The sequence below is a fragment of the Streptomyces sp. NPDC007905 genome (assembly GCF_042959345.1).
Lineage (GTDB): Bacteria > Actinomycetota > Actinomycetes > Streptomycetales > Streptomycetaceae > Streptomyces.
In genome coordinates this window covers 25,298-43,264 of the sequence record NZ_JBIBKS010000020.1, presented here as the reverse complement: position 1 = coordinate 43,264, position 17,967 = coordinate 25,298, and the positions used below count along the sequence as shown (strand labels likewise).

The 17,967-nt window shown below is 70.2% G+C and carries 14 protein-coding genes and 1 tRNA gene; 7 read left to right on the top strand and 8 right to left on the bottom strand.

All coding sequences use genetic code 11. The annotated features are described in order from the left end of the window. Positions 1–6: 6 nt before the first annotated feature. Together ACFZDC_RS30625 and pepN are read left to right on the top strand one after the other, a co-directional pair. Positions 7–357: a chorismate mutase gene (locus ACFZDC_RS30625; RefSeq protein ID WP_391329027.1), complete on the top strand. Its 351-nt coding sequence runs from the start codon at positions 7–9 to the stop codon at positions 355–357. A gap of 83 nt (positions 358–440) precedes the next feature. Then, complete coding sequence (gene pepN, locus ACFZDC_RS30620) at positions 441–2,921, top strand: aminopeptidase N (RefSeq protein ID WP_391329026.1); 2,481 nt, start codon at positions 441–443, stop codon at positions 2,919–2,921. A 20-nt stretch (positions 2,922–2,941) separates the two neighbouring features. Here pepN and ACFZDC_RS30615 read toward each other — a convergent pair whose 3' ends face one another. After that, positions 2,942–3,532: a GNAT family N-acetyltransferase gene (locus tag ACFZDC_RS30615; RefSeq protein WP_391329025.1), complete on the bottom strand. Its 591-nt coding sequence runs from the start codon at positions 3,530–3,532 to the stop codon at positions 2,942–2,944. A 271-nt stretch (positions 3,533–3,803) separates the two neighbouring features. On the opposite strand from ACFZDC_RS30615, the gene ACFZDC_RS30610 reads away from it, so the two are divergent. Further along, the gene (locus ACFZDC_RS30610) at positions 3,804–5,162 is read left to right on the top strand and encodes an aminotransferase class V-fold PLP-dependent enzyme (protein WP_391329024.1); all 1,359 of its coding nucleotides are present in this window, start codon (positions 3,804–3,806) and stop codon (positions 5,160–5,162) included. Then, entirely contained in the window at positions 5,159–6,571 is a 1,413-nt protein-coding gene (locus tag ACFZDC_RS30605) for a SidA/IucD/PvdA family monooxygenase (protein WP_391329023.1), read from the top strand. The genes ACFZDC_RS30610 and ACFZDC_RS30605 overlap by 4 nt, the downstream gene beginning before the upstream one ends. A 19-nt stretch (positions 6,572–6,590) precedes the next feature. Here the strand turns inward: ACFZDC_RS30605 and ACFZDC_RS30600 are convergent, their stop codons facing one another. Continuing rightward, positions 6,591–8,396, bottom strand: a complete 1,806-nt coding sequence (locus tag ACFZDC_RS30600) for a 5'-nucleotidase C-terminal domain-containing protein (protein WP_391329022.1) — start codon at positions 8,394–8,396, stop codon at positions 6,591–6,593. A gap of 149 nt (positions 8,397–8,545) precedes the next feature. Between ACFZDC_RS30600 and ACFZDC_RS30595 the strand changes: the two genes are divergently transcribed. Both ACFZDC_RS30595 and pyk read left to right on the top strand, forming a co-directional pair. Then, positions 8,546–9,241 carry an SIMPL domain-containing protein gene (locus ACFZDC_RS30595; RefSeq protein WP_391329021.1) on the top strand — a complete coding sequence of 232 codons (696 nt, stop codon included), beginning with the start codon at positions 8,546–8,548 and terminating at the stop codon, positions 9,239–9,241. Positions 9,242–9,386: 145 nt separating this feature from the next. Beyond that, on the top strand, positions 9,387–10,823 hold the full coding sequence (gene pyk / locus ACFZDC_RS30590; RefSeq protein WP_391329020.1) for a pyruvate kinase: 1,437 nt from the start codon (positions 9,387–9,389) through the stop codon (positions 10,821–10,823). A 63-nt stretch (positions 10,824–10,886) separates the two neighbouring features. Here pyk and ACFZDC_RS30585 read toward each other — a convergent pair. Further along, positions 10,887–10,961 (bottom strand) — tRNA-Leu (locus ACFZDC_RS30585). A 100-nt stretch (positions 10,962–11,061) separates the two neighbouring features. On the opposite strand from ACFZDC_RS30585, the gene ACFZDC_RS30580 reads away from it, so the two are divergent. Next, the gene (locus ACFZDC_RS30580) at positions 11,062–11,718 is read left to right on the top strand and encodes a response regulator (RefSeq protein ID WP_391329019.1); all 657 of its coding nucleotides are present in this window, start codon (positions 11,062–11,064) and stop codon (positions 11,716–11,718) included. A gap of 74 nt (positions 11,719–11,792) precedes the next feature. On the opposite strand, the gene ACFZDC_RS30575 is transcribed toward ACFZDC_RS30580, so the two are convergent. The 5 genes from ACFZDC_RS30575 to ACFZDC_RS30555 all read right to left on the bottom strand — a co-directional run bounded on the left by ACFZDC_RS30575 (position 11,793) and on the right by ACFZDC_RS30555 (position 17,440). Continuing rightward, on the bottom strand, positions 11,793–12,509 hold the full coding sequence (locus ACFZDC_RS30575) for an ABC transporter ATP-binding protein (protein ID WP_365254354.1): 717 nt from the start codon (positions 12,507–12,509) through the stop codon (positions 11,793–11,795). Continuing rightward, positions 12,506–13,387 (bottom strand): ATP-binding cassette domain-containing protein, encoded by an 882-nt coding sequence (locus tag ACFZDC_RS30570; RefSeq protein ID WP_391329018.1) that lies wholly within the window; start codon positions 13,385–13,387, stop codon positions 12,506–12,508. Before ACFZDC_RS30570 ends, ACFZDC_RS30575 begins: the two co-directional genes overlap by 4 nt. A 6-nt stretch (positions 13,388–13,393) precedes the next feature. After that, entirely contained in the window at positions 13,394–15,178 is a 1,785-nt protein-coding gene (locus ACFZDC_RS30565; protein WP_391329017.1) for a branched-chain amino acid ABC transporter permease, read from the bottom strand. A gap of 5 nt (positions 15,179–15,183) precedes the next feature. Continuing rightward, a complete protein-coding gene (locus ACFZDC_RS30560; protein WP_391329016.1) occupies positions 15,184–16,122 on the bottom strand; it encodes a branched-chain amino acid ABC transporter permease in 939 nt (312 codons plus the stop codon). Positions 16,123–16,231: 109 nt separating this feature from the next. Next, positions 16,232–17,440, bottom strand: coding sequence for an ABC transporter substrate-binding protein (locus tag ACFZDC_RS30555; protein ID WP_391329133.1), 1,209 nt, complete (start codon positions 17,438–17,440; stop codon positions 16,232–16,234). Positions 17,441–17,967: the final 527 nt, after the last annotated feature.

The window sequence follows — 17,967 nt, the reverse complement described above, 5'->3', positions numbered from 1 at the left end:
ACGCCCATGACCACCAGCAACACCGGTACCGGTGACGTCGACCCCGCGGTCCGCCAGGAACTGGAGCGGCTGCGCGAGAGCATCGACAACATCGACGCGGCCGTCGTCCACATGCTCGCCGAGCGCTTCAAGTGCACCCAGCAGGTCGGCCGGCTCAAGGCCGTACACCAGCTGCCGCCCGCCGACCCGGCGCGCGAGGCACGCCAGATCGAGCGGCTGCGCCGCCTCGCCGAGAACGCCAAGCTCGATCCGGCGTTCGCCGAGAAGTTCCTGACCTTCATCATCGCCGAGGTGATCCGGCACCACGAGTCCATCGCCGAGGACACCGCCAACGGGCAGCCCGCGGCGGCCGACTGACCGGCCGGGGCGCCGGACCCGGACAAAGGGCGTGTAACGATCCGCCCCTGTGCGCTGTCAGTTCCATCAGGCAGCATGGCTGCATGTCCGTCATCACGCGCGACGAAGCGCAGCTCCGAGCACAGTTCCTCGACGTCCACCGCTACACGGTCGAGCTCGACCTGACCACGGGGGACGAGACCTTCGACTCCCGCACCGTGATCACGTTCACCGCGCGGTCCGCCGGGGACACGTTCGTGGAGCTGAAGCCGGCCGAGCTGCGCGCCGTCACCCTCGACGGACAGCCCCTCGACCCCGAGTCCCTGCACGAGGACCGGCTGCCGCTGCGGAACCTCACCGCCGGCGAGCACGAACTGCGGGTCGACGCGGCCATGCGCTACTCCCGCACCGGTGAGGGCATGCACCGCTTCACCGACCCCACCGACGGCGAGACGTACGTCTACACGCAGCTGTTCCTGGACGACATCCAGCGCGTCTTCCCCGCCTTCGACCAGCCCGACCTGAAGGCCGTCTTCGAGCTCACCGTCACCGCGCCCGCGGGCTGGACCGTCCTCGCCAACGGCATCACCGAGCACCTCGGCGGGGGCCGCTGGCGGGCCGCCCCGACCCCGCTGATCTCCACCTACCTCGTCGCCGTCGCCGCGGGCCCCTGGCACTCGGTGCGCACCGAGCACCGCGGCCTGCCCTTCGGCCTCCACTGCCGCCGCTCCCTCGCGCTCCACCTCGACGCCGACGCCGACGAGCTCTTCGAGGTCACGCGCGCGTGCTTCGACCGCTACCACGAGAAGTTCGAGGAGCCCTACCCCTTCGACTCCTACGACCAGGCGTTCGTCCCCGAGTTCAACGCCGGCGCCATGGAGAACCCGGGCCTGGTCACCTTCCGCGACGAGTTCGTCTACCGCTCCGCCGTCACCGACACCGAGCGGCAGACTCGCGCCATGGTCATCGCGCACGAGATGGCCCACATGTGGTTCGGCGACCTCGTCACCCTCAAGTGGTGGGACGACATCTGGCTGAACGAGTCCTTCGCCGAGTACATGGGCTACCAGACCACCGCGGAGGCCACCCGCTTCACCGACACCTGGACCGACTTCGGAGTCGCCCGCAAGGCCTGGGGCTACGACGCCGACCAGCGCCCCTCCACCCACCCGGTCGCCCCCGACGCCGTCGACGACACCGCCGCCGCCCTGCTCAACTTCGACGGCATCTCCTATGCCAAGGGCGCCTCCGCGCTGCGCCAGCTGGTGGCCTGGCTCGGTGAGAAGGACTTCCTCGCCGGCATCAACATCCACTTCAAGCGGCACCGGTTCGCCAACGCCACCCTCGCCGACTTCATCGACTCCCTCGCCGCGGCCACCGAGCGCGACGTGCACGCCTGGGCCGACGCCTGGCTGCGCACCACCGGTGTCGACACCCTCACCCCGGCCATCGAGTCCGCCGAGGGGACCTGCGCCCTGACCGTCGACCGCGCGGGCAGCCGCCCGCACCGCGTCACCGTCGGCCTGTACGACCGCGACCTCACCGACGAGGGCCGCCTCACCCTGCGCGAACGCGTCGGCCTCGACGTCCCGCAGACCGCCCCGCAGCCGATCGGCAAGCGTCCCGCCCTGCTCCTGCTCAACGACGGCGACCTGACCTACGCCAAGGTCCGCTTCGACGCCGAGTCCTTCGAGGCGGTCCGCACGGACCTGTCCGGACTGCCCGAGCCGCTCACCCGCGCGGTGGTGTGGAACGCGCTCAGGGACGCCGTCCGCGACGGCGAACTCCCGCCCACCGCGTACCTGGAGACGGCCCGCGCCCACCTTCCCCTGGAGACCGACCTGGCCCTGGTCCAGGGCGTCCTCGCCTTCGCCTCCGCCCAGGTCGCCGACCGCTACCTGAAGCCCGAGGACCGCCCGGCCGCCCTCGCCACCCTCGGCTCCCTCTGCCGCGACCTGCTGCGCCGCACCGAGGACGGCGACAACCCCGGCCTGCGCCTGGTCGCCGTACGGCACTTCATCGACGTCGCCGCCCACCCCGAGACCATCGCCGCCTGGCTCTCCGACGGCACGGTGCCCGGCGGGCCGGAACTCGACCCCGAGCTGCGCTGGCGCATCCTCGGCCGGCTCGCCGTGCTCGGCGCCACCGACGCGGACGCCATCTCCGCCGAGCTGGAGCGCGACCCGTCCGCCACCGGTCAGGAGGGGGCGGCCACCTGCCGTGCCGCCCTGCCCGACCCCGAGGCCAAGCGCGCCGCCTGGGACGCGATGTTCGCCACGGACGACCTCTCCAACTACCTGTTCACGGCCACCGCGCGGGGTTTCTGGCAGCCCGAGCAGGCCGAGCTGGTCCGGGAGTACGTCCCGCGCTACTACCAGGACGCGGTCGCGGTGGCCGCCCGACGGGGCCCCGCCATCGCGGTCGCCGCCGGCCGCTGGGCCTTCCCGCACCACGCCGTCGACGCCGAGAACCTCGCCCTCGGCGAGGCCTGCCTGCGCGAGGCCGACCCCAACATCGCCCTGCGCCGCAAGCTGGCCGACGAACTGGACGACCTGGCCCGGGCGTTGCGGGTGCGGGGGGAGTAGGTCCAGGGACCCGACGCCGCTCACGGCGGGCCGACCCCCCGGCCGAGGTTCCCGGCAGAGCCCTGACGGTTCCGCGGACGCAACTCGGCCCGCCGTACGCCCCCTTCGCGTGGTCCCGCGCGCCGGTTGCCCACCTGGGAAGGGGTGGGGGCAGGGGCGTGCAGGGTGAAACCGAGCCGCTCCAGGAAGCGCTCACCGGAGCGCCAGCCGGCCGGTACCGTCGCCGTGACCAGGGACACCTGCCCGGCCCGGGTCAGCAGGGCCTCGGCCAGCGCACGGCCGAGGCCACGACCCCGTGCCCAGGGCGCCAGCAGGTACAGGCCCACCGCCACCGCGCCCGGCTCCGGATGGTCCCGGACGGCATCCACCAGGCCCGCGACCACACCGTCCCGCTCCAGCACCAGGAGCACCTTGTCCTCGAGGCTCGCGCCCTCCGGCAGCGAGTAGAACAGACTCTGCACATCACCCGGCCCCGACGGCAGCCCCGTCGCCGCCACGAACCAGTCCTCGCACTCCTCGAACAGGGTCAGCAGCGGCACCTCGTCCGCGGGACCGGGCTCACGCACCACCACCCGCTCACCGGGCACGTCGATCATCCACGCGTCAACCATCCGACCGACGTTAGCCGCGGGCCACCGCCCGTTCCAACGTTCCCACGTGTCTTCCCCGCACGGCAGTACCCACTTTCGGGTTCCGATCGTTGGGCTTTCCGGACGTGCGGTCTGCTTCCGGTACAAGCTGGAATTCCCCGTACAGAACCCGTCGTACCGCAGTCCTCGTGCACCTCGCACAGAAACCCCCGCGGTTCGCCTACCGCACCCCCCGAACCAGCCGGAAGCCCCCACGGTCGCCCCCCTGCCCCCGCGCCCCGGAGGAGAGCCCATGAGCATGCCGCCCCTCGCCTCAGGACCCGACGGCCCCGGAGCCCTGGGACCACTCCTGGACACCGTCCTCGACGCTCTCGCGAGCGGCGGCCGGGCCCGCGGCGGACCGCTGCCGGCCGGAGGGCCCGAGGCCGTGGCCGCGCGGGTCGCCGACGCCGTCGGGGACGTCCTGCCGGACGAGGGCGACCCCGACGCCCTGCGCTCCCTCGTGCAGGCGCTGGCCGAGGGCGCCGCCGACCCGGCCGACCCGCTGTGCGCGGCCCATCTGCACTGCCCGCCGCTCGCCGTCGCCACCGCCGCCGACCTCGCCGCGAGCGCCCTCAACCCGTCCCTGGACTCCTGGGACCAGGCCCCGGCCGCCTCCGCGCTGGAGGCCGAGGTCACCCGCGCCCTCGCCCACGAGATCGGCCTCGCCGACGCTCTGGTCACCACCGGTGGCACCGAGTCCAACCAACTCGCCCTGCTGCTCGCCCGCGAGGCCCACGGCGGCAGCGTCCGGCTGGTCTGCGGGGCCAACGCCCACCACTCCCTGCCCCGGGCCGCCTGGCTGCTCGGCCTGCCCGACCCGGTCGTCGTCCCGGCCCCGGGCGGCACCCTCGACCCGGCCGCCCTCGACGCGGCCCTCACCGCGCTCTCCGGGCCACTGCTGGTCGCCGCCACCGCCGGCACCACCGACGCCGGGCTCATCGACCCGCTGCCCGAGATCGCCGGCCTGTGCACCGCCCATGGCGTCCGCCTGCACATCGACGCCGCCTACGGCTCGGGCCTCGCCTTCAGCGACCGGCACCGGGAGAAGCTCACGGGACTTCAAGCCGCTCACACCGTCACCCTCGACCTGCACAAGCTCGGCTGGCAGCCGGCCGCCGCCGGCCTGCTCGCCGTGGCCCGGCCCCGCGAACTGGCCGTCCTCCACCAGCGCGTCGACTACCTGAACGCCGACGACGACACCGAGGCCGGACTCCCCGATCTGCTCGGCCGCTCCCTGCGCACCACCCGCCGCCCGGACATCCTCAAGATCGCCGTCACCCTGAAGACCCTGGGCCGCGGCGGACTGGGCGCCCTGGTCGACCAGGTGTGCGCCCACGCGGGGGAGTTCGCGGCGCTCGTCCAGGGCCACCCCGGCTTCGAACTGTACGACCGGCCCGTCATCAGCACGGTCCTGTTCCGTCCCGCCGACGCGGACGACGACGCCGTGGCCGCCGTACGCCGCGGGCTGCTGCACGAGGGCCGGGCCGTCCTCGGCCGGGCCCGCCTCGACGGCCGGCTCTGGCTCAAGGCCACCCTCCTCAACCCCCACATCCGGCCGGACGAACTGGCCCAGCTCCTCAAGCTCGTCGAAGGAACGACCCCCAGATGACCATCCCCCCACGCCATGAGCCCGAGTCCCCCCGCGACCTGGTCGGCATCGGCATCGGACCGTGCAACCTCTCCCTCGCCGCACTCGCCCACCCGCTCGCCGAACTCGACGCCGTCTTCTACGAACAGCGCCCCGGCTTCGACTGGCACCCCGGCCTCCTCATCGAGGGCGCCACCATCCAGGTGCCCTTCCTCGCGGACCTGGTGACCCTCGTCGACCCCACCAGCCCCTGGAGCTTCCTCAACTACCTCAGGGCCCGTGAGCGGCTCTTTCCCTTCTACTTCGGCGAGCGCTTCCACATCCAGCGCGCCGAGTACGACGCCTACTGCCGCTGGGTCTCGCAGCACCTCCCCGGGCTGCGCTTCCGCCACCAGGTCGACGCCGTCCGCTGGAACCCGGAACGCGATGTCTTCGAGGTCGACTTCACCCAGCTCGACGCGGAGGGCGAGGCCGAGGCGCTCGGCCGCACCTACACCCGCAACATCGTCCTCGGCGTCGGCACCGTCCCCTACGTGCCCGAGCCCCTCAAGCCCCTGGTCGAGGCGCCCGGCGTCCCGGTCGTCCACGCCGCGGACTACCTCGACCACCGCGCCGCCGTACTCGCCGCGGAACACGTCACCGTCGTCGGCTCCGGGCAGTCCGGCGCCGAGGTCTTCCTCGACCTGCTGCGCCACCGTCCCCCCGGCCGCGAGAAGCTGCACTGGATCGGCCGTACCGAGGCGTTCGCGCCGATGGAGTACTCCAAACTCGGCCTGGAGCACTTCACGCCCGACTACGCCCGCTACTTCCACGCGCTCGCCGAGCCCGTACGCGACCGGCTGGTCGCCGCCCAGTGGCAGCTGCACAAGGGCATCGACGCGGGCACCCTCGCCGCCATCCACGACGAGCTGTACCGGCGCACCGTTGACGGCGGCTGGCCCGACGCCGTCCTCACCCCCGGTGTCCGCGTCCGCACCGCCGGCCGCATCGCCACCACCAAGGTCGAACTCCACCTGGAGCACCTCCAGCAGGACAGCCGCTGCCGGCTCACCACCGGCGCCGTCGTCCTCGCCACCGGCTACCGCGAGCGTCCGCTCGACTGCATCCTCGCCGGACTCGACCCCTACCTGCGCCGTGACAGCAGCGCACGCCCGCGTATCGACGAGGAGTTCCGGTTCGTCCTCGACCCCTCGGTGACCGGATCGGTCTACGTCCAGAACGCCGAACTGCACACCCACGGCGTCGGCGCCCCCGACCTCGGCCTCGCCGCCCGGCGCAGCGCCACCATCCTCAACTCCCTCACCGGGAAGGAGCCGTACCCGCTGCCGACGCGAACGGCGTTCACCACTTTCGGACTCGAGGAGTCCGCCTCCCGGGTGCCGCAGGCCCGGGAGGGGAAGCAACTGACTCCGCTGGTCGAAGAATGGTGAGAGGCCCGGCTCCCGGCCGCTAGAACACCGGCGTGCCGTTCCGCGTCAGCTTCCAGTCCGCGGACGCGAAGTCCTTCGGGTCCAGGACGCCCTTCGCGGTGACCCACTCCGCGATCCGGGTGCGGATCTCCGTCGACTCAGCCCACAGCTCCGGGGCCGAGGCGACGTGCGGGAAGGCACCGCCGCCGTTGGCGCGGTAGTTGTTCACCGCGAGCACGAACTGCTGGGCGTCGTCCAGCGCGGCCCCGCCGAAGGTGAGGTTCTTGATGCGCGACCCGGCCGGCTGGGCGATGTCGATGTCGTACGACAGACCCGAAACGTAGTCGTAGTTGTAGTCCGGACGGCCGCCCGCGTTCGTCAGCTTCTCCACGTCGACGGTCGCGTCGGCGGCCGTCCGGACGTAGTACTCCGCCGAGTACTCCAGGTACGCCCGCACCTGCGCGCCCGTCAGCAGCTTGGCGACCAGCGTGTTGTCGTACACGTACAGGCCCGACAGGTCGCGGATGGTCACGTCGCCGGCCGGGATCTGGGAGGTGCGGGAGAACGGCGAGGCCTGCGCGATCACCGGCAGCGAGGCGTGGGCGGTGCCCGCCAGCGCGGCCTTGACCACGTCCTCCTGGACCTTGGTGATCAGGTCGATGATCGGGGCGTCCTTGTAGCGGGCCTCGACCGTGGTCAGGGTCTCGGTCGCCCGGCCCACCACCTGGTTGACGTACGCGACGACCTTCGCGTGCTCGTCCTTGAGCAGCATGGTGATCTTCGGGTCGTCGGCGACCGTGTTGGAGTCGCGCAGCGAGGCGGAGACCGACTCCACCTCCCACTTCCCCTTGCTGAACACCAGCTCGATGTCGAAGAGGGTCAGCCGTTCGGCGTAACACAGCGGCTCCGAGAGCACGACCGTCTTCCCGGTCTGCTCGTTGGTGACCTTCAGCTCAGGGATCTCCACGTGCGCGTGGCCGACCAGGATCGCGTCGATGCCCGGCACCTGCTTGGCCACGTTGGCGGCCGCGTTCTCCACGTACGGCACCTGGTCGCCGTACGACGACGTGCCCGACGTACCCGAATGGGCCGAGACGACGACCACGTCCGCGCCGAGCGACCTGAGCTTCGGCACCCACTTCGCGGCCTGCTCCTCCAGGCCCTCGAACGCCAGCTTGCCCTGCACATAGGCCTTGTCCCAGATCGCGATGCCCGGGTTGGTCAGGCCGAGCACGGCGACCTTGACCGGCGGCGCGCCCGGCACGTGGAACTTCTTGACGAAGTAGGGCGGGAAGGCGGGCTTCAGGGTCTTCGCGTCGACCGCGTTGGCGCCGAGCAGCGGAAAGTCCAGCTGGTCCTCGAACGTGCGCAGGGTCTCGATGCCGTAGTTGAACTCGTGGTTGCCGAGCGCCGCCGCGTCGTACCCGATCGCGTTCATCGCCTGCGCCATCGGGTGCACGGGGCCGCCCTTGGCGGTGATCGGGTCGACCTTGGCGTAGTAGTACGTCAGCGGGGTGCCCTGGATCGTGTCGCCGGCGTCCAGCAGCAGCGTGTTGCAGCGCCCCTTCTCCGCGCGTACCTGGTCGACCAGTGTCGAGATACGGGCCAGGCCCTGGGCGTTGCCCGCCTTGTCGGAGTACTCCGCGTCCTTGAAGTAGTCCCAGTTGAAGACGTGTCCGTGCAGGTCGGTGGTGCCCATGACGGTGAGCGAGTAGCGCTTCACGTGCTTCCCGGGCCCCTTGCGCTCCGCCGCCTCGGCCGCCGGAGCCGCAGCCGCACCGGCCATCGCCACCCCCGCCCCCGTCGCGGCGGACTTCTTCAGGAATTTCCGGCGGTTCAACGGCATCTCTCGGTCTCCTCCGGGAATGGTCAACAACGCGCGTAGATTCTGACCCGGTCATGACGGACGGCGACAGGCCCGTGAGGTTTCGATCTGGTGACCTCTTGCGTGAACGCCGGCCGCCCGAGCGGGAAGCGCGTGACAGAGTGGGAGGTATGACCTCTCCGCCGACCACCCCGTACGGCACCCCCGACGCCCCCCTCCTCGTGGTCCGCGGCGAGGCGGAGTTCGACGTCGAGCCCGAGGTCGCGCGGATCAGCGTCACCGTCGGCGCGCGAGGCCGCGACCGCCGCTCCACGCTCGACGACCTCACCCGCCGCAACGCCGCCGCCCTCGACCTGGTCAAGTCGTACGGAGAGGCGGTGGAGCACGTGTCCACCGGCGCCGTCTCCCTCACTCCGGAGCTCTCCGACCGTGGCCGGGGCGAGCGCGTGCGCAGCTACCACGGCCGGGTGCTCCTCGGCGCCGAGCTGACCGACTTCACCGTTCTCGGTGAACTCACCACCCGTCTGGCGGACTTGGAGCTGACCCGGGTCGACGGTCCCTGGTGGTCCCTGCGTCCCGCCTCACCGGTGTACGCGGAGGCCCGGCGGCGTGCGGTGGCAGAGGCGCTCCAGCGGGCCCGGGAGTACGCCGAGGCCCTCGGCACCTCGATCGCCGCGCTGATCGAGCTGGCCGACACCGGCGCCGAGCGCACCCACCCGACCCGCGCCCCCTTCGAGCGCGGGGGCCGCCGGGTCGCCATGGCGGCCGCGGACCAGCCCGCCGAACCCCTCGATCTCGAACCTCCGCGCCTGCGCGTCAGTGCTCACATCAGCGCGCAATTCACGATGCGGCCCCCGCGGATCTGAGCGGGCCGAGAAGCGTCCGGTTAATTCGCTCATAGGAGCGGGTCGCCGCACAATTCAACACTTGTCAATAGCCCTTCACCCAAAGGTTCTTGAGTAGTCATGTGGCCCGGATTCTCTACCGGCGGGTAAGGCCTAGGCTCGAATCATGCGCCGAGCAAAGATCGTCTGTACTCTGGGGCCCGCCACGGACTCGTACGACCAGATCAAGGCACTGGTCGAGGCCGGAATGGACGTCGCCCGTTTCAACCTCAGCCACGGCACTCACGCCGAGCACGAGGAGCGTTACCAGCGCGTGCGTAAGGCGGCCGACGAAACCGGTCGCAGCGTCGGAATCCTCGCCGACCTTCAAGGTCCGAAGATCCGGCTGGGCCGCTTCGGCGAAGGCCCCGTACTCCTTGAACGCGGTGACTCCTTCACCATCACTGTGGAGGAGGGCGTCGAGGGCGACCGCCACCAGTGCGGCACCACCTACGGCGGCCTCGCCGCCGACGTCACCCCCGGCGAGCGCGTCCTCGTGGACGACGGCAAGGTCTGTCTGCAGGTCACCGCGGTCGACGGCCCCCGCGTACGCACCCGGGTGGTCGAGGGCGGCGTGATCTCCGACCACAAGGGCCTGAACCTCCCCGGCGTGGCCGTCTCCGTGCCCGCCCTCTCCAAGAAGGACGAGGACGACCTGCGCTGGGCGCTGCGCACCGGGTTCGACGTCGTCGCCCTCTCCTTCGTCCGCAGCGGCAAGGACGCCGAGGGCGTCCACCGCGTCATGGACGAGGAGGGCCGCCGCCTCCCGGTCATCGCCAAGGTCGAGAAACCGCAGGCCGTCGAGAACATCGACGACATAGTGGCCGCCTTCGACGGCATCATGGTCGCGCGCGGCGACCTTGGCGTGGAGATGCCCCTGGAACAGGTCCCGATCGTGCAGAAGCGCGCCATCAAGCTCGCCAGGCGCAACGCCAAGCCGGTCATCGTGGCCACCCAGATGCTCGACTCGATGATCGACAGCTCCCGCCCCACCCGCGCCGAGGCCTCGGACGTGGCCAACGCGGTCATCGACGGCACGGACGCGGTGATGCTCTCCGGCGAGACCAGCGTCGGCAAGTACCCGATCGAGACCGTGCGGACCATGGCGAAGATCGTCGCGGCGGCCGAGGAGGACATCCTCGCCAAGGGCCTGCCGCCGCTGACCGAGCGGAACAAGCCCCGCACCCAGGGCGGCGCGGTCGCCCGGGCCGCCGCGGAGATGGGCGACTTCCTCGGGGCGAAGTTCCTGGTCGCGTTCACCCAGTCGGGAGACACGGCCCGCCGGCTCTCCCGCTACCGCTCGCCGATTCCGCTGCTCGCCTTCACCCCGGAGCCGGCCACCCGCTCCCAGCTCAGCCTGACCTGGGGCGCGGAGACCTTCCTCGGCCCGCCCGTCGGTTCCACGGACGCGATGGTCGACCAGGTGGACGATCTGCTGCTGAAGTACGGCCGCTGCCAAAAGGGTGACGTCGTGGTCATCACGGCGGGCTCCCCGCCCGGAGTCTCCGGATCCACCAACATGGTCCGGGTGCACCACATCGGCGAGGACGACAGTCCCAAGTGAACGACCGAGGGCCCCTCACGAGAGGGGCCCGCCCATACGCTGACCTTGGAATCCAAGGAAAAGTGCCCCGGGTCGGACTCGAACCGACACTGTACGGGTTTTGAATCCGTTGCCTGCTGCCAATTGGGCTACCGGGGCTCGCAGAATCCAAGGTCTTGCCCGACCCTCCGCGCGTCCACCATACCGTAGCTAGGTAGGCTCTTGTCAGCAGTACCCCTGCCCTGAACGAGGAGCCCCCGTGACCGCCGAGTCGCCCCAGCCCGTAGACGCGCCCGACGACGACAAGTCGCACGTGCCTCCGCTGACGACCCGTGTCGTCATCGCCGAGGACGAGGCCCTCATCCGGCTCGACCTCAAAGAGATGCTCGAGGAGGAGGGGTACACCGTCGTCGGCGAGGCCGGGGATGGTGAGCAGGCTGTGGAGCTGGCGCGCGAGCACCGGCCGGACCTGGTGATCCTCGATGTGAAGATGCCCAAGCTGGACGGCATTTCCGCGGCCGAGAAGATCGCCGAGGAGTCCATCGCCCCGGTCCTGATGCTCACCGCCTTCTCGCAGCGCGACCTCGTCGAGCGCGCCCGGGACGCCGGTGCCATGGCCTACCTGGTGAAGCCGTTCAGCAAGAGCGACGTCGTACCGGCGATCGAGATGGCCGTCTCCCGCTTCACCGAGCTGAAGCAGTTGGAGCAGGAGGTCGCCGACCTCACCCAGCGGCTGGAGACCCGCAAGCTGGTCGACCGTGCGAAGTCCGTCCTGCAGACCGAGTACGGGCTGACCGAGCCCGCCGCCTTCCGCTGGATCCAGAAGACCTCCATGGACCGCCGGATGTCGATGCAGCAGGTCGCCGAGGCGGTCATCGCGGACAGCGAGGAGAAGAAGGCCGCGAAGAAGGACTGAGCCGGCCCCTGGGCATGACGAGGCCCGCGCCCCGGAGAAGGGGGCGCGGGCCTCGTCGTGTGTGCGGGCGGGCTTCAGTCCTCGCCGAGGTAGGCCTTGCGCACGGACTCGTCGTGCAGCAGGTCCTGGCCGGTGCCGGACAGGACGATGCTGCCGACCTCCATCACGTGTCCCTGGTCGGCGAGCGAGAGCGCCGCCTGGGCGTTCTGCTCGACCAGGAGGATGGTGGTGCCCGTGGACTTCAGCTCGGCGATGGTGGCCATGATCTTCTGCATCATGATCGGGGAGAGACCCATGGAGGGCTCGTCGAGCATGAGCAGCTTGGGCTGGGACATCAGGGCCCGGCCCATGGCCAGCATCTGCTGCTCGCCGCCGGAGAGGGTGCCCGCGGCCTGCTTGCGCCGTTCGCCCAGGATGGGGAACAGGTCGTAGGCGCGCTGGATGTCCTTCTCGATGCCTTCCTTGTCCTTGCGGAGGAAGGCGCCGAGCTGGAGGTTCTCGGCGATGGTGAGCCGCGGGAAGATGTGCCGGCCCTCGGGGGAGTGCGCGAGTCCGAGGGAGACGATCTTGTGCGCGGGTACGCCGGTGAGCGGCTTGCCGTCGAAGACGATCCGGCCGGACGTGGGCTTGAGCAGGCCCGAGAGCGTCCGCAGGGTGGTGGTCTTGCCGGCGCCGTTGGTGCCGATGAGGGTGACGACCTGGCCGGCTTCGACGCTGAACGAGATGCCCTTGACGGCTTCGATCTTGCCGTAGGCGACCCTGAGGTCCTCGACCTCCAGCAGTGCGGTCACGGGGTGTCTCCCTTGGTGGTGCCGGCGGTGCTGTCCGCCGTCGTGTCTTCGGCGTGCGCCGCTCCGGCCTCAGCCGCCTCGACCTCGGCGGCCTCCGCCTCGCCCGGGTCGCCCTCGAAGGGTTCGCCGAGGTAGGCGGCGACGACGCGCTCGTCGGCCTGGACCACGTCGGAGGTGCCTTCGACGAGCTTCTCGCCCTGGACGAGGACGGCGACGCGGTCGCAGAGGTTGAAGATGAAGCGCATGTCGTGCTCGATGACGAGGACGGCGATGCCCTTGTCCCGGATGGCGAAGACCAGTTCCTCGGTGGTGCGGGTCTCCTGCGGGTTCATGCCGGCCGTCGGCTCGTCGAGCAGCAGCAGGCCCGGCTCGCTCGCCAGTGCCCGGGCGATCTCCAGCTTGCGCTGCTCGCCGTAGGGCAGGTTGCGCGCGAGGTGGTCCCGCTTGGCGTCGAGGCCGACGAACTCCAGGAGTTCCATGGCCTTGGCCTCGGACTCCTTCTCGGCCTTGCGGAAGCCGGGGCCGCGCAGCAGCGCGGACCACAGGCCTTCCTTGGTCCGGGTGTGGCGGCCGACGAGGACGTTCTCGAGGACCGTCATGTTGGCGAACAGCCGGATGTTCTGGAAGGTGCGGGCGATGCCCGCCTGGGTCACCAGGTGCGGCTTCGGGGGCAGCACCTTGCCCTGGTAGGCGACGGTGCCCTCGGTGGGGACGTACAGGCCGGTGAGGCAGTTGAAGAAGGTCGTCTTGCCGGCGCCGTTGGGGCCGATGAGGCCGACGATCTCGCCGCTGTTGACGGTGAAGTCGACGGAGCGGACGGCGGTGAGACCGCCGAAGCGCATGGTGACGTCACGGGCTTCGAGTACAGGTGTCGTCATGGTGCGTCACGCCCCTGCCTTGGTGGCGGCCGGTTCGTCGGTCAGCGTCTTCTGTGCGGGTACGTCGAGCTGGTCGGTCTCGTGGAACTCCAGCTGGCGGCGGCGGTTGGCGATGATGCCCTCGGGCCGGAAGCGCATCAGCAGGATGAGGGCGATGCCGAAGGCCAGCAGTTCGTAGTTCTGCAGGAACTGGAGCTTCTCGGGGACCAGGTAGAGGACGCTGGCGCCGAGGAGGGGGCCGCTGACGGTGCCCATGCCGCCGAGGACGACGGCGGCGAGGAGGAAGGCGGAGTTGGGCGGGGCGGCGCCGGCGAACTGGTAGGGCTGGGGGTTGACGCTGTAGTTCACGTGGGCCATCACGGTGCCGGCGAGGCCGGCCAGGGAGGCGCCGAGGGCGAAGGCGACCAGCTTGACGCGGAAACCGTTGATGCCCATGGCGGTGGCGGCGGTCTCGTCCTCGCGGATGGCGATCCAGGAGCGGCCGATGCGGGAGTCGGCGGCGCGGGTGAAGACGAGCACGACGATGGCCGTGACGATGAGCATCAGGAAGAGGTAGTTGGCGAACCGGCCGAGGGTGAATCCGCCGATGTCGTGCGGCTGGCCCAGGTTGAAGCCGAAGATGTTCAGGTCCGGGATCTGGGTGATGCCGTTCGGGCCGCGCGTGATGTTGGGTCCGGAGTCGCCGTCGAGGTTGTTGACGGTGATGCGGAAGATCTCTCCGAAGCCGAGGGTGACGATGGCGAGGTAGTCGCCGCGCAGCCGCAGGGTGGGTGCGCCGATGAGGACGCCGAAGACGAGCGAGGCGGCCATGCCGGTGAGGGCGGCGGCCCAGAACGGGAAGTGGACGCCGGAGAAGCGGGAGTACTCGGAGCCGGAGACCAGTGCGGCGGCGTAGGCGCCGACGCCGAGGAAGGCGACGTAGCCGAGGTCGAGCAGGCCGGTGAGGCCGACGACGATGTTCAGGCCGAGGGCGACGGTGGCGAAGATGAGGATGTTGACGCCGACGTTGGCGTTGTGGTCGTCGCTCTGGGTGAAGGGGAAGATGACGGCGGCGAGGAAGGCGAGGGACGCCGCGAAGCCCTTGTGGTGGGCGGAGATGGTGGCGTACCGGTCGACGAGGCCGGTGTGCATCAGGCCCCAGGTGGCGAAGACGACGAGGAACAGGAAGCCGATGAAGGTCTCGCTGGCGTCGTTGTCGATGCCGATGCCGTAGGTGAAGGTGATCAGCGCCAGGGCCGTGCCGGCGGTGATGAAGCCGCGTTCGGCGAGCGGGGAGAGCTTGCCGGGGCGGGGCTGCGCGGGCTTGGTGAGGTAGCCGGTCAGGCCGGTGCCGGGTGCGGGGTGCGGCAGGGCCAGGGCGCCGACGACGGGGAGTGCCGAGGCCGCCATGGCGACGTAGGCGCCGGGGTCGAGGTTGACCAGGCCGCCGAGGTCGACGGCGATGGCGATGCCGGCGAACCAGCAGACGGTGAAGGCCGCCATGGCCGTCAGGAAGACGGGCGAGGTGGCGTTGCCCGGGTTCAGCCAGCGCAGGCCCGGCACGTCCCACAGGCGGAGGGCGAACAGCAGGGTGAGGGCACCGGCCACGAGGGCGAGGACCTGCAGGCCCGCGGGGTAGCCGTAGACGGTCAGGTCGCCGGGGAAGTCGGGGGTCCAGGTCCAGCTCATGAACGTGCTGGCGATGGTGCCGACGGCGCCGGCGGCGATGAGGATGCGGGCGCCGGCGGCGGGCAGCGGGACGGGTCCGCGGTCGGCCGCGGTCGCGGGCGGTGTGGTGGTCGTGTCGGTCATGCTGCTCACGCCCTGTCCGCGACGCGTTCGCCGAGCAGGCCTTGTGGCCTGAAGAGGAGTACGAGGATGAGGAGGACGAAGGCCCACACGGCGGCCCAGCCGCCTCCGCCGAGCTGCTGCATGCCCGGGATGTTGGAGATGTAGGCGGTGGCCATGGCTTCGGCGACGCCGAGGACGAGGCCGCCGAGCATGGCGCCGTAGATGTTGCCGATGCCGCCGAGGACGGCCGCGGTGAAGGCCTTGAGGCCGGCGATGAAGCCCATGTCGTAGGAGACGGAGCCGTACTTGAGGCCGTAGGAGACGCCGGCGACGGCGGCGAAGAAGCCGCCGATGGCGAAGGCGATCACGATGATGCGGTTGGTGTCGATGCCCATCAGCTGTGCGGTGTCCGGGTCCTGGGCGGTGGCCTGCATGGCGCGGCCGGTGCGGGAGAGGCGGACGAAGAAGGCGAGGACGGCCATGCACAGGGGGGCGGCGATGATGAGGAAGATGTCGCCGCTCTGCACGGTCACGGAGCCGATGTGGAGCGGGCCGAAGGGCAACTGGGGGAAGACACGGGCGGACTTGGCGTCGCCGCCGACGTGGTACCAGTTGAAGACGGCCTGCTGCAGCGCGAGGGAGAGACCGATCGCGGTGATCAGCGGGGCGAGGCGTGGTGCGCCGCGCAAGGGCCGGTAGGCGAAGCGCTCGGCGCCGACGGCGATGAGCACGGCGACCAGGGCGCCGCCGATGAGCATCGCCGGCAGGGCTATCCACATGGATATGCCGTCCGGCAGGACGAGGTAGACCGTGAGGGCGCCGAACCCTCCGGTCATGAAGATCTCGCCGTGGGCGAAGTTGATGAGCTGGACGATGCCGTACACCATCGTGTAGCCGATGGCGATCAGCCCGTACATCGAGCCGAGGAACAGCCCGTTGGCCAGCTGCTGCGGCAGGGTGTTCACCGCATGGCCTCCATGTGGTGGGGAGAGTCAAGGGGGGCGTAGAGAGCGGGCCGCGCGGTGACGGTGGTCTGCGCCGCGCGGCCCTGGTGGTGCCTGGTGTCCGGCTGGGTTACTTCGGGATGGCGACGCCGCTCTTGACGGACTTCCACTCGCCCTTGGTGACCTGGTAAACGGTCAGCTGCTTGTTGGTGGTGTCACCGAACTCGTCGAACGAGATCTTCCCGGAGATGCCGTCGAAGGAGGACTTCTGGACGCCGTCGACGACCTGCTGGCGGGCGTCGGCGGGAACCTTGCCGTCCTTCACGACCGCGGCGACGGCCTTGATGATGGCGGTGGTGGCGTCGTAGGCGTAGGAGCCGTAGGTGCCGTAGTCGCCGGGGTACTTCTTGGCCTTGTAGGTGTTCACGAAGTCCTTGGCGGCCGGCAGGGTGTCGACCGGGACGCCGATGGAGGTGACGAGGTCGCCCTCGGCGGCCTTGCCGCCGGTCTTGATGTAGGTCGGGGTGAACATGCCGTCGCCGCCGAACAGCGGGATCTTGGCGCCGGCGTCCTTGAGCTGCTTGGTGAGGATCTGGGACTCGTCGTACTGGCCGCCGTAGTAGAGGATGTCGGCGCCCGAGTTCTTGATCTTGGTGACGAGGGTGGAGAAGTCGCGGTCACCGGTGTTGACGTGGTCGGTGCCGATGACCTTGCCGCCCTGCTTGGCGAACTGCTCCTTGAAGATCTTGGAGAGGCCGGCGCCGTAGGTCTGCTTGTCGTCGACGACGAAGGCCTTCTTCTTCTTGAGGCCGTTGTAGGCGTAGTCGGCGGCGAAGGCGCCCTGGAGGGCGTCGGTGGTCGCGGTGCGGAAGTAGGACTTGAACGGGCGGACCTTCTTGGTCTGCCAGTTCTTGCCCTGCGTCAGCTCGGGGGCGGTGTTGGAGGGGGAGATCTCCACCAGGTTCGCCGAGGCCAGGGTCTGCTGCATCTGCGTGGCCACACCGGAGTTCAGCGGGCCGACGACGCCGAGGACGTCCTTCTCGGCGACGAACTGGGAGGCGTTCTGCTGGCCGGTGGCGGGGATCGCCTTGTCGTCCAGTGCTTTGATCTTGAAGGTGACGCCGGGGACGGTCTTGTTCTTGTTGGCGTCGTCGACGGCGATCTGCGCGCCGTACTGGATGCCGAGGCCCGTGGCGGAGTTCTGGCCGGTCAGGGGGGCGTCGACGCCGATGGTGACCGTGACGTTGCCGCTGTCGCCACTCTTGTTGTCCTTGTCGCGGGAGCCGCAGGCGGTGAGAGTCAGAGCTCCGGTGGTCAGTACGGAGGTCAGAATCACCAGAGAACGCTGTCGCACAATCGATCCTTTCCGCTGGCACGTTCCGCCCCCACGGGGGACGGCGAGCGCCGCGCCGGTACCGAACTCCCGATGGAGCGGTGACTGGCCGTGACTCTAAGCCCGGTACGGGACCTGGGCATCGCCGTGCGCTGGCTTGTGACTTTCTTGTTATGACGACGCGGACGGCTGACTTCCGGCCAGGAGGATCTTGGCTGGTTTGGCGGAATTTCCGCTGGGTCCACATTTTGAGAATGCGCACTTCCGGTTGGCCGTGGCCGGGGCCCGTGTGCCACCGGGCCGCGGAGTCCTCAAGGGCACCTGGAATGCCTGTCGGTGCGGACTCGCGGGACCCTTGAACGGGTCTCTCGCATTGCGCGTATGTTACGGAGCGTTACGCCGGGAAAGAGGGGTGGTCCGCATTCCGGAATTCCGTGTAATAGGCACCGACATCCCAGCGGTGAAGGCGAGCCGCGACTGTCGGAGGATGAAATTCCGCTTGCGCGTACCGCTCTGCGGGCCCGGTGGCGGCG

Excerpts from the sequence above, each read along its gene's own strand:
- ACFZDC_RS30615 (WP_391329025.1), bottom strand. The coding sequence starts at position 3,532 with ATGGTTGACGCGTGGATGATCGACGTGCCCGGTGAGCGGGTGGTGGTG.
- ACFZDC_RS30565 (WP_391329017.1), bottom strand. The coding sequence starts at position 15,178 with ATGACCGACACGACCACCACACCGCCCGCGACCGCGGCCGACCGCGGA.
- ACFZDC_RS30600 (WP_391329022.1), bottom strand. The coding sequence starts at position 8,396 with ATGCCGTTGAACCGCCGGAAATTCCTGAAGAAGTCCGCCGCGACGGGG.
- ACFZDC_RS30625 (WP_391329027.1), top strand. The coding sequence starts at position 7 with ATGACCACCAGCAACACCGGTACCGGTGACGTCGACCCCGCGGTCCGC.
- pyk (WP_391329020.1), top strand. The coding sequence starts at position 9,387 with ATGCGCCGAGCAAAGATCGTCTGTACTCTGGGGCCCGCCACGGACTCG.
- ACFZDC_RS30605 (WP_391329023.1), top strand. The coding sequence starts at position 5,159 with ATGACCATCCCCCCACGCCATGAGCCCGAGTCCCCCCGCGACCTGGTC.
- ACFZDC_RS30570 (WP_391329018.1), bottom strand. The coding sequence starts at position 13,387 with ATGACGACACCTGTACTCGAAGCCCGTGACGTCACCATGCGCTTCGGC.
- ACFZDC_RS30595 (WP_391329021.1), top strand. The coding sequence starts at position 8,546 with ATGACCTCTCCGCCGACCACCCCGTACGGCACCCCCGACGCCCCCCTC.
- ACFZDC_RS30610 (WP_391329024.1), top strand. The coding sequence starts at position 3,804 with ATGAGCATGCCGCCCCTCGCCTCAGGACCCGACGGCCCCGGAGCCCTG.
- pepN (WP_391329026.1), top strand. The coding sequence starts at position 441 with ATGTCCGTCATCACGCGCGACGAAGCGCAGCTCCGAGCACAGTTCCTC.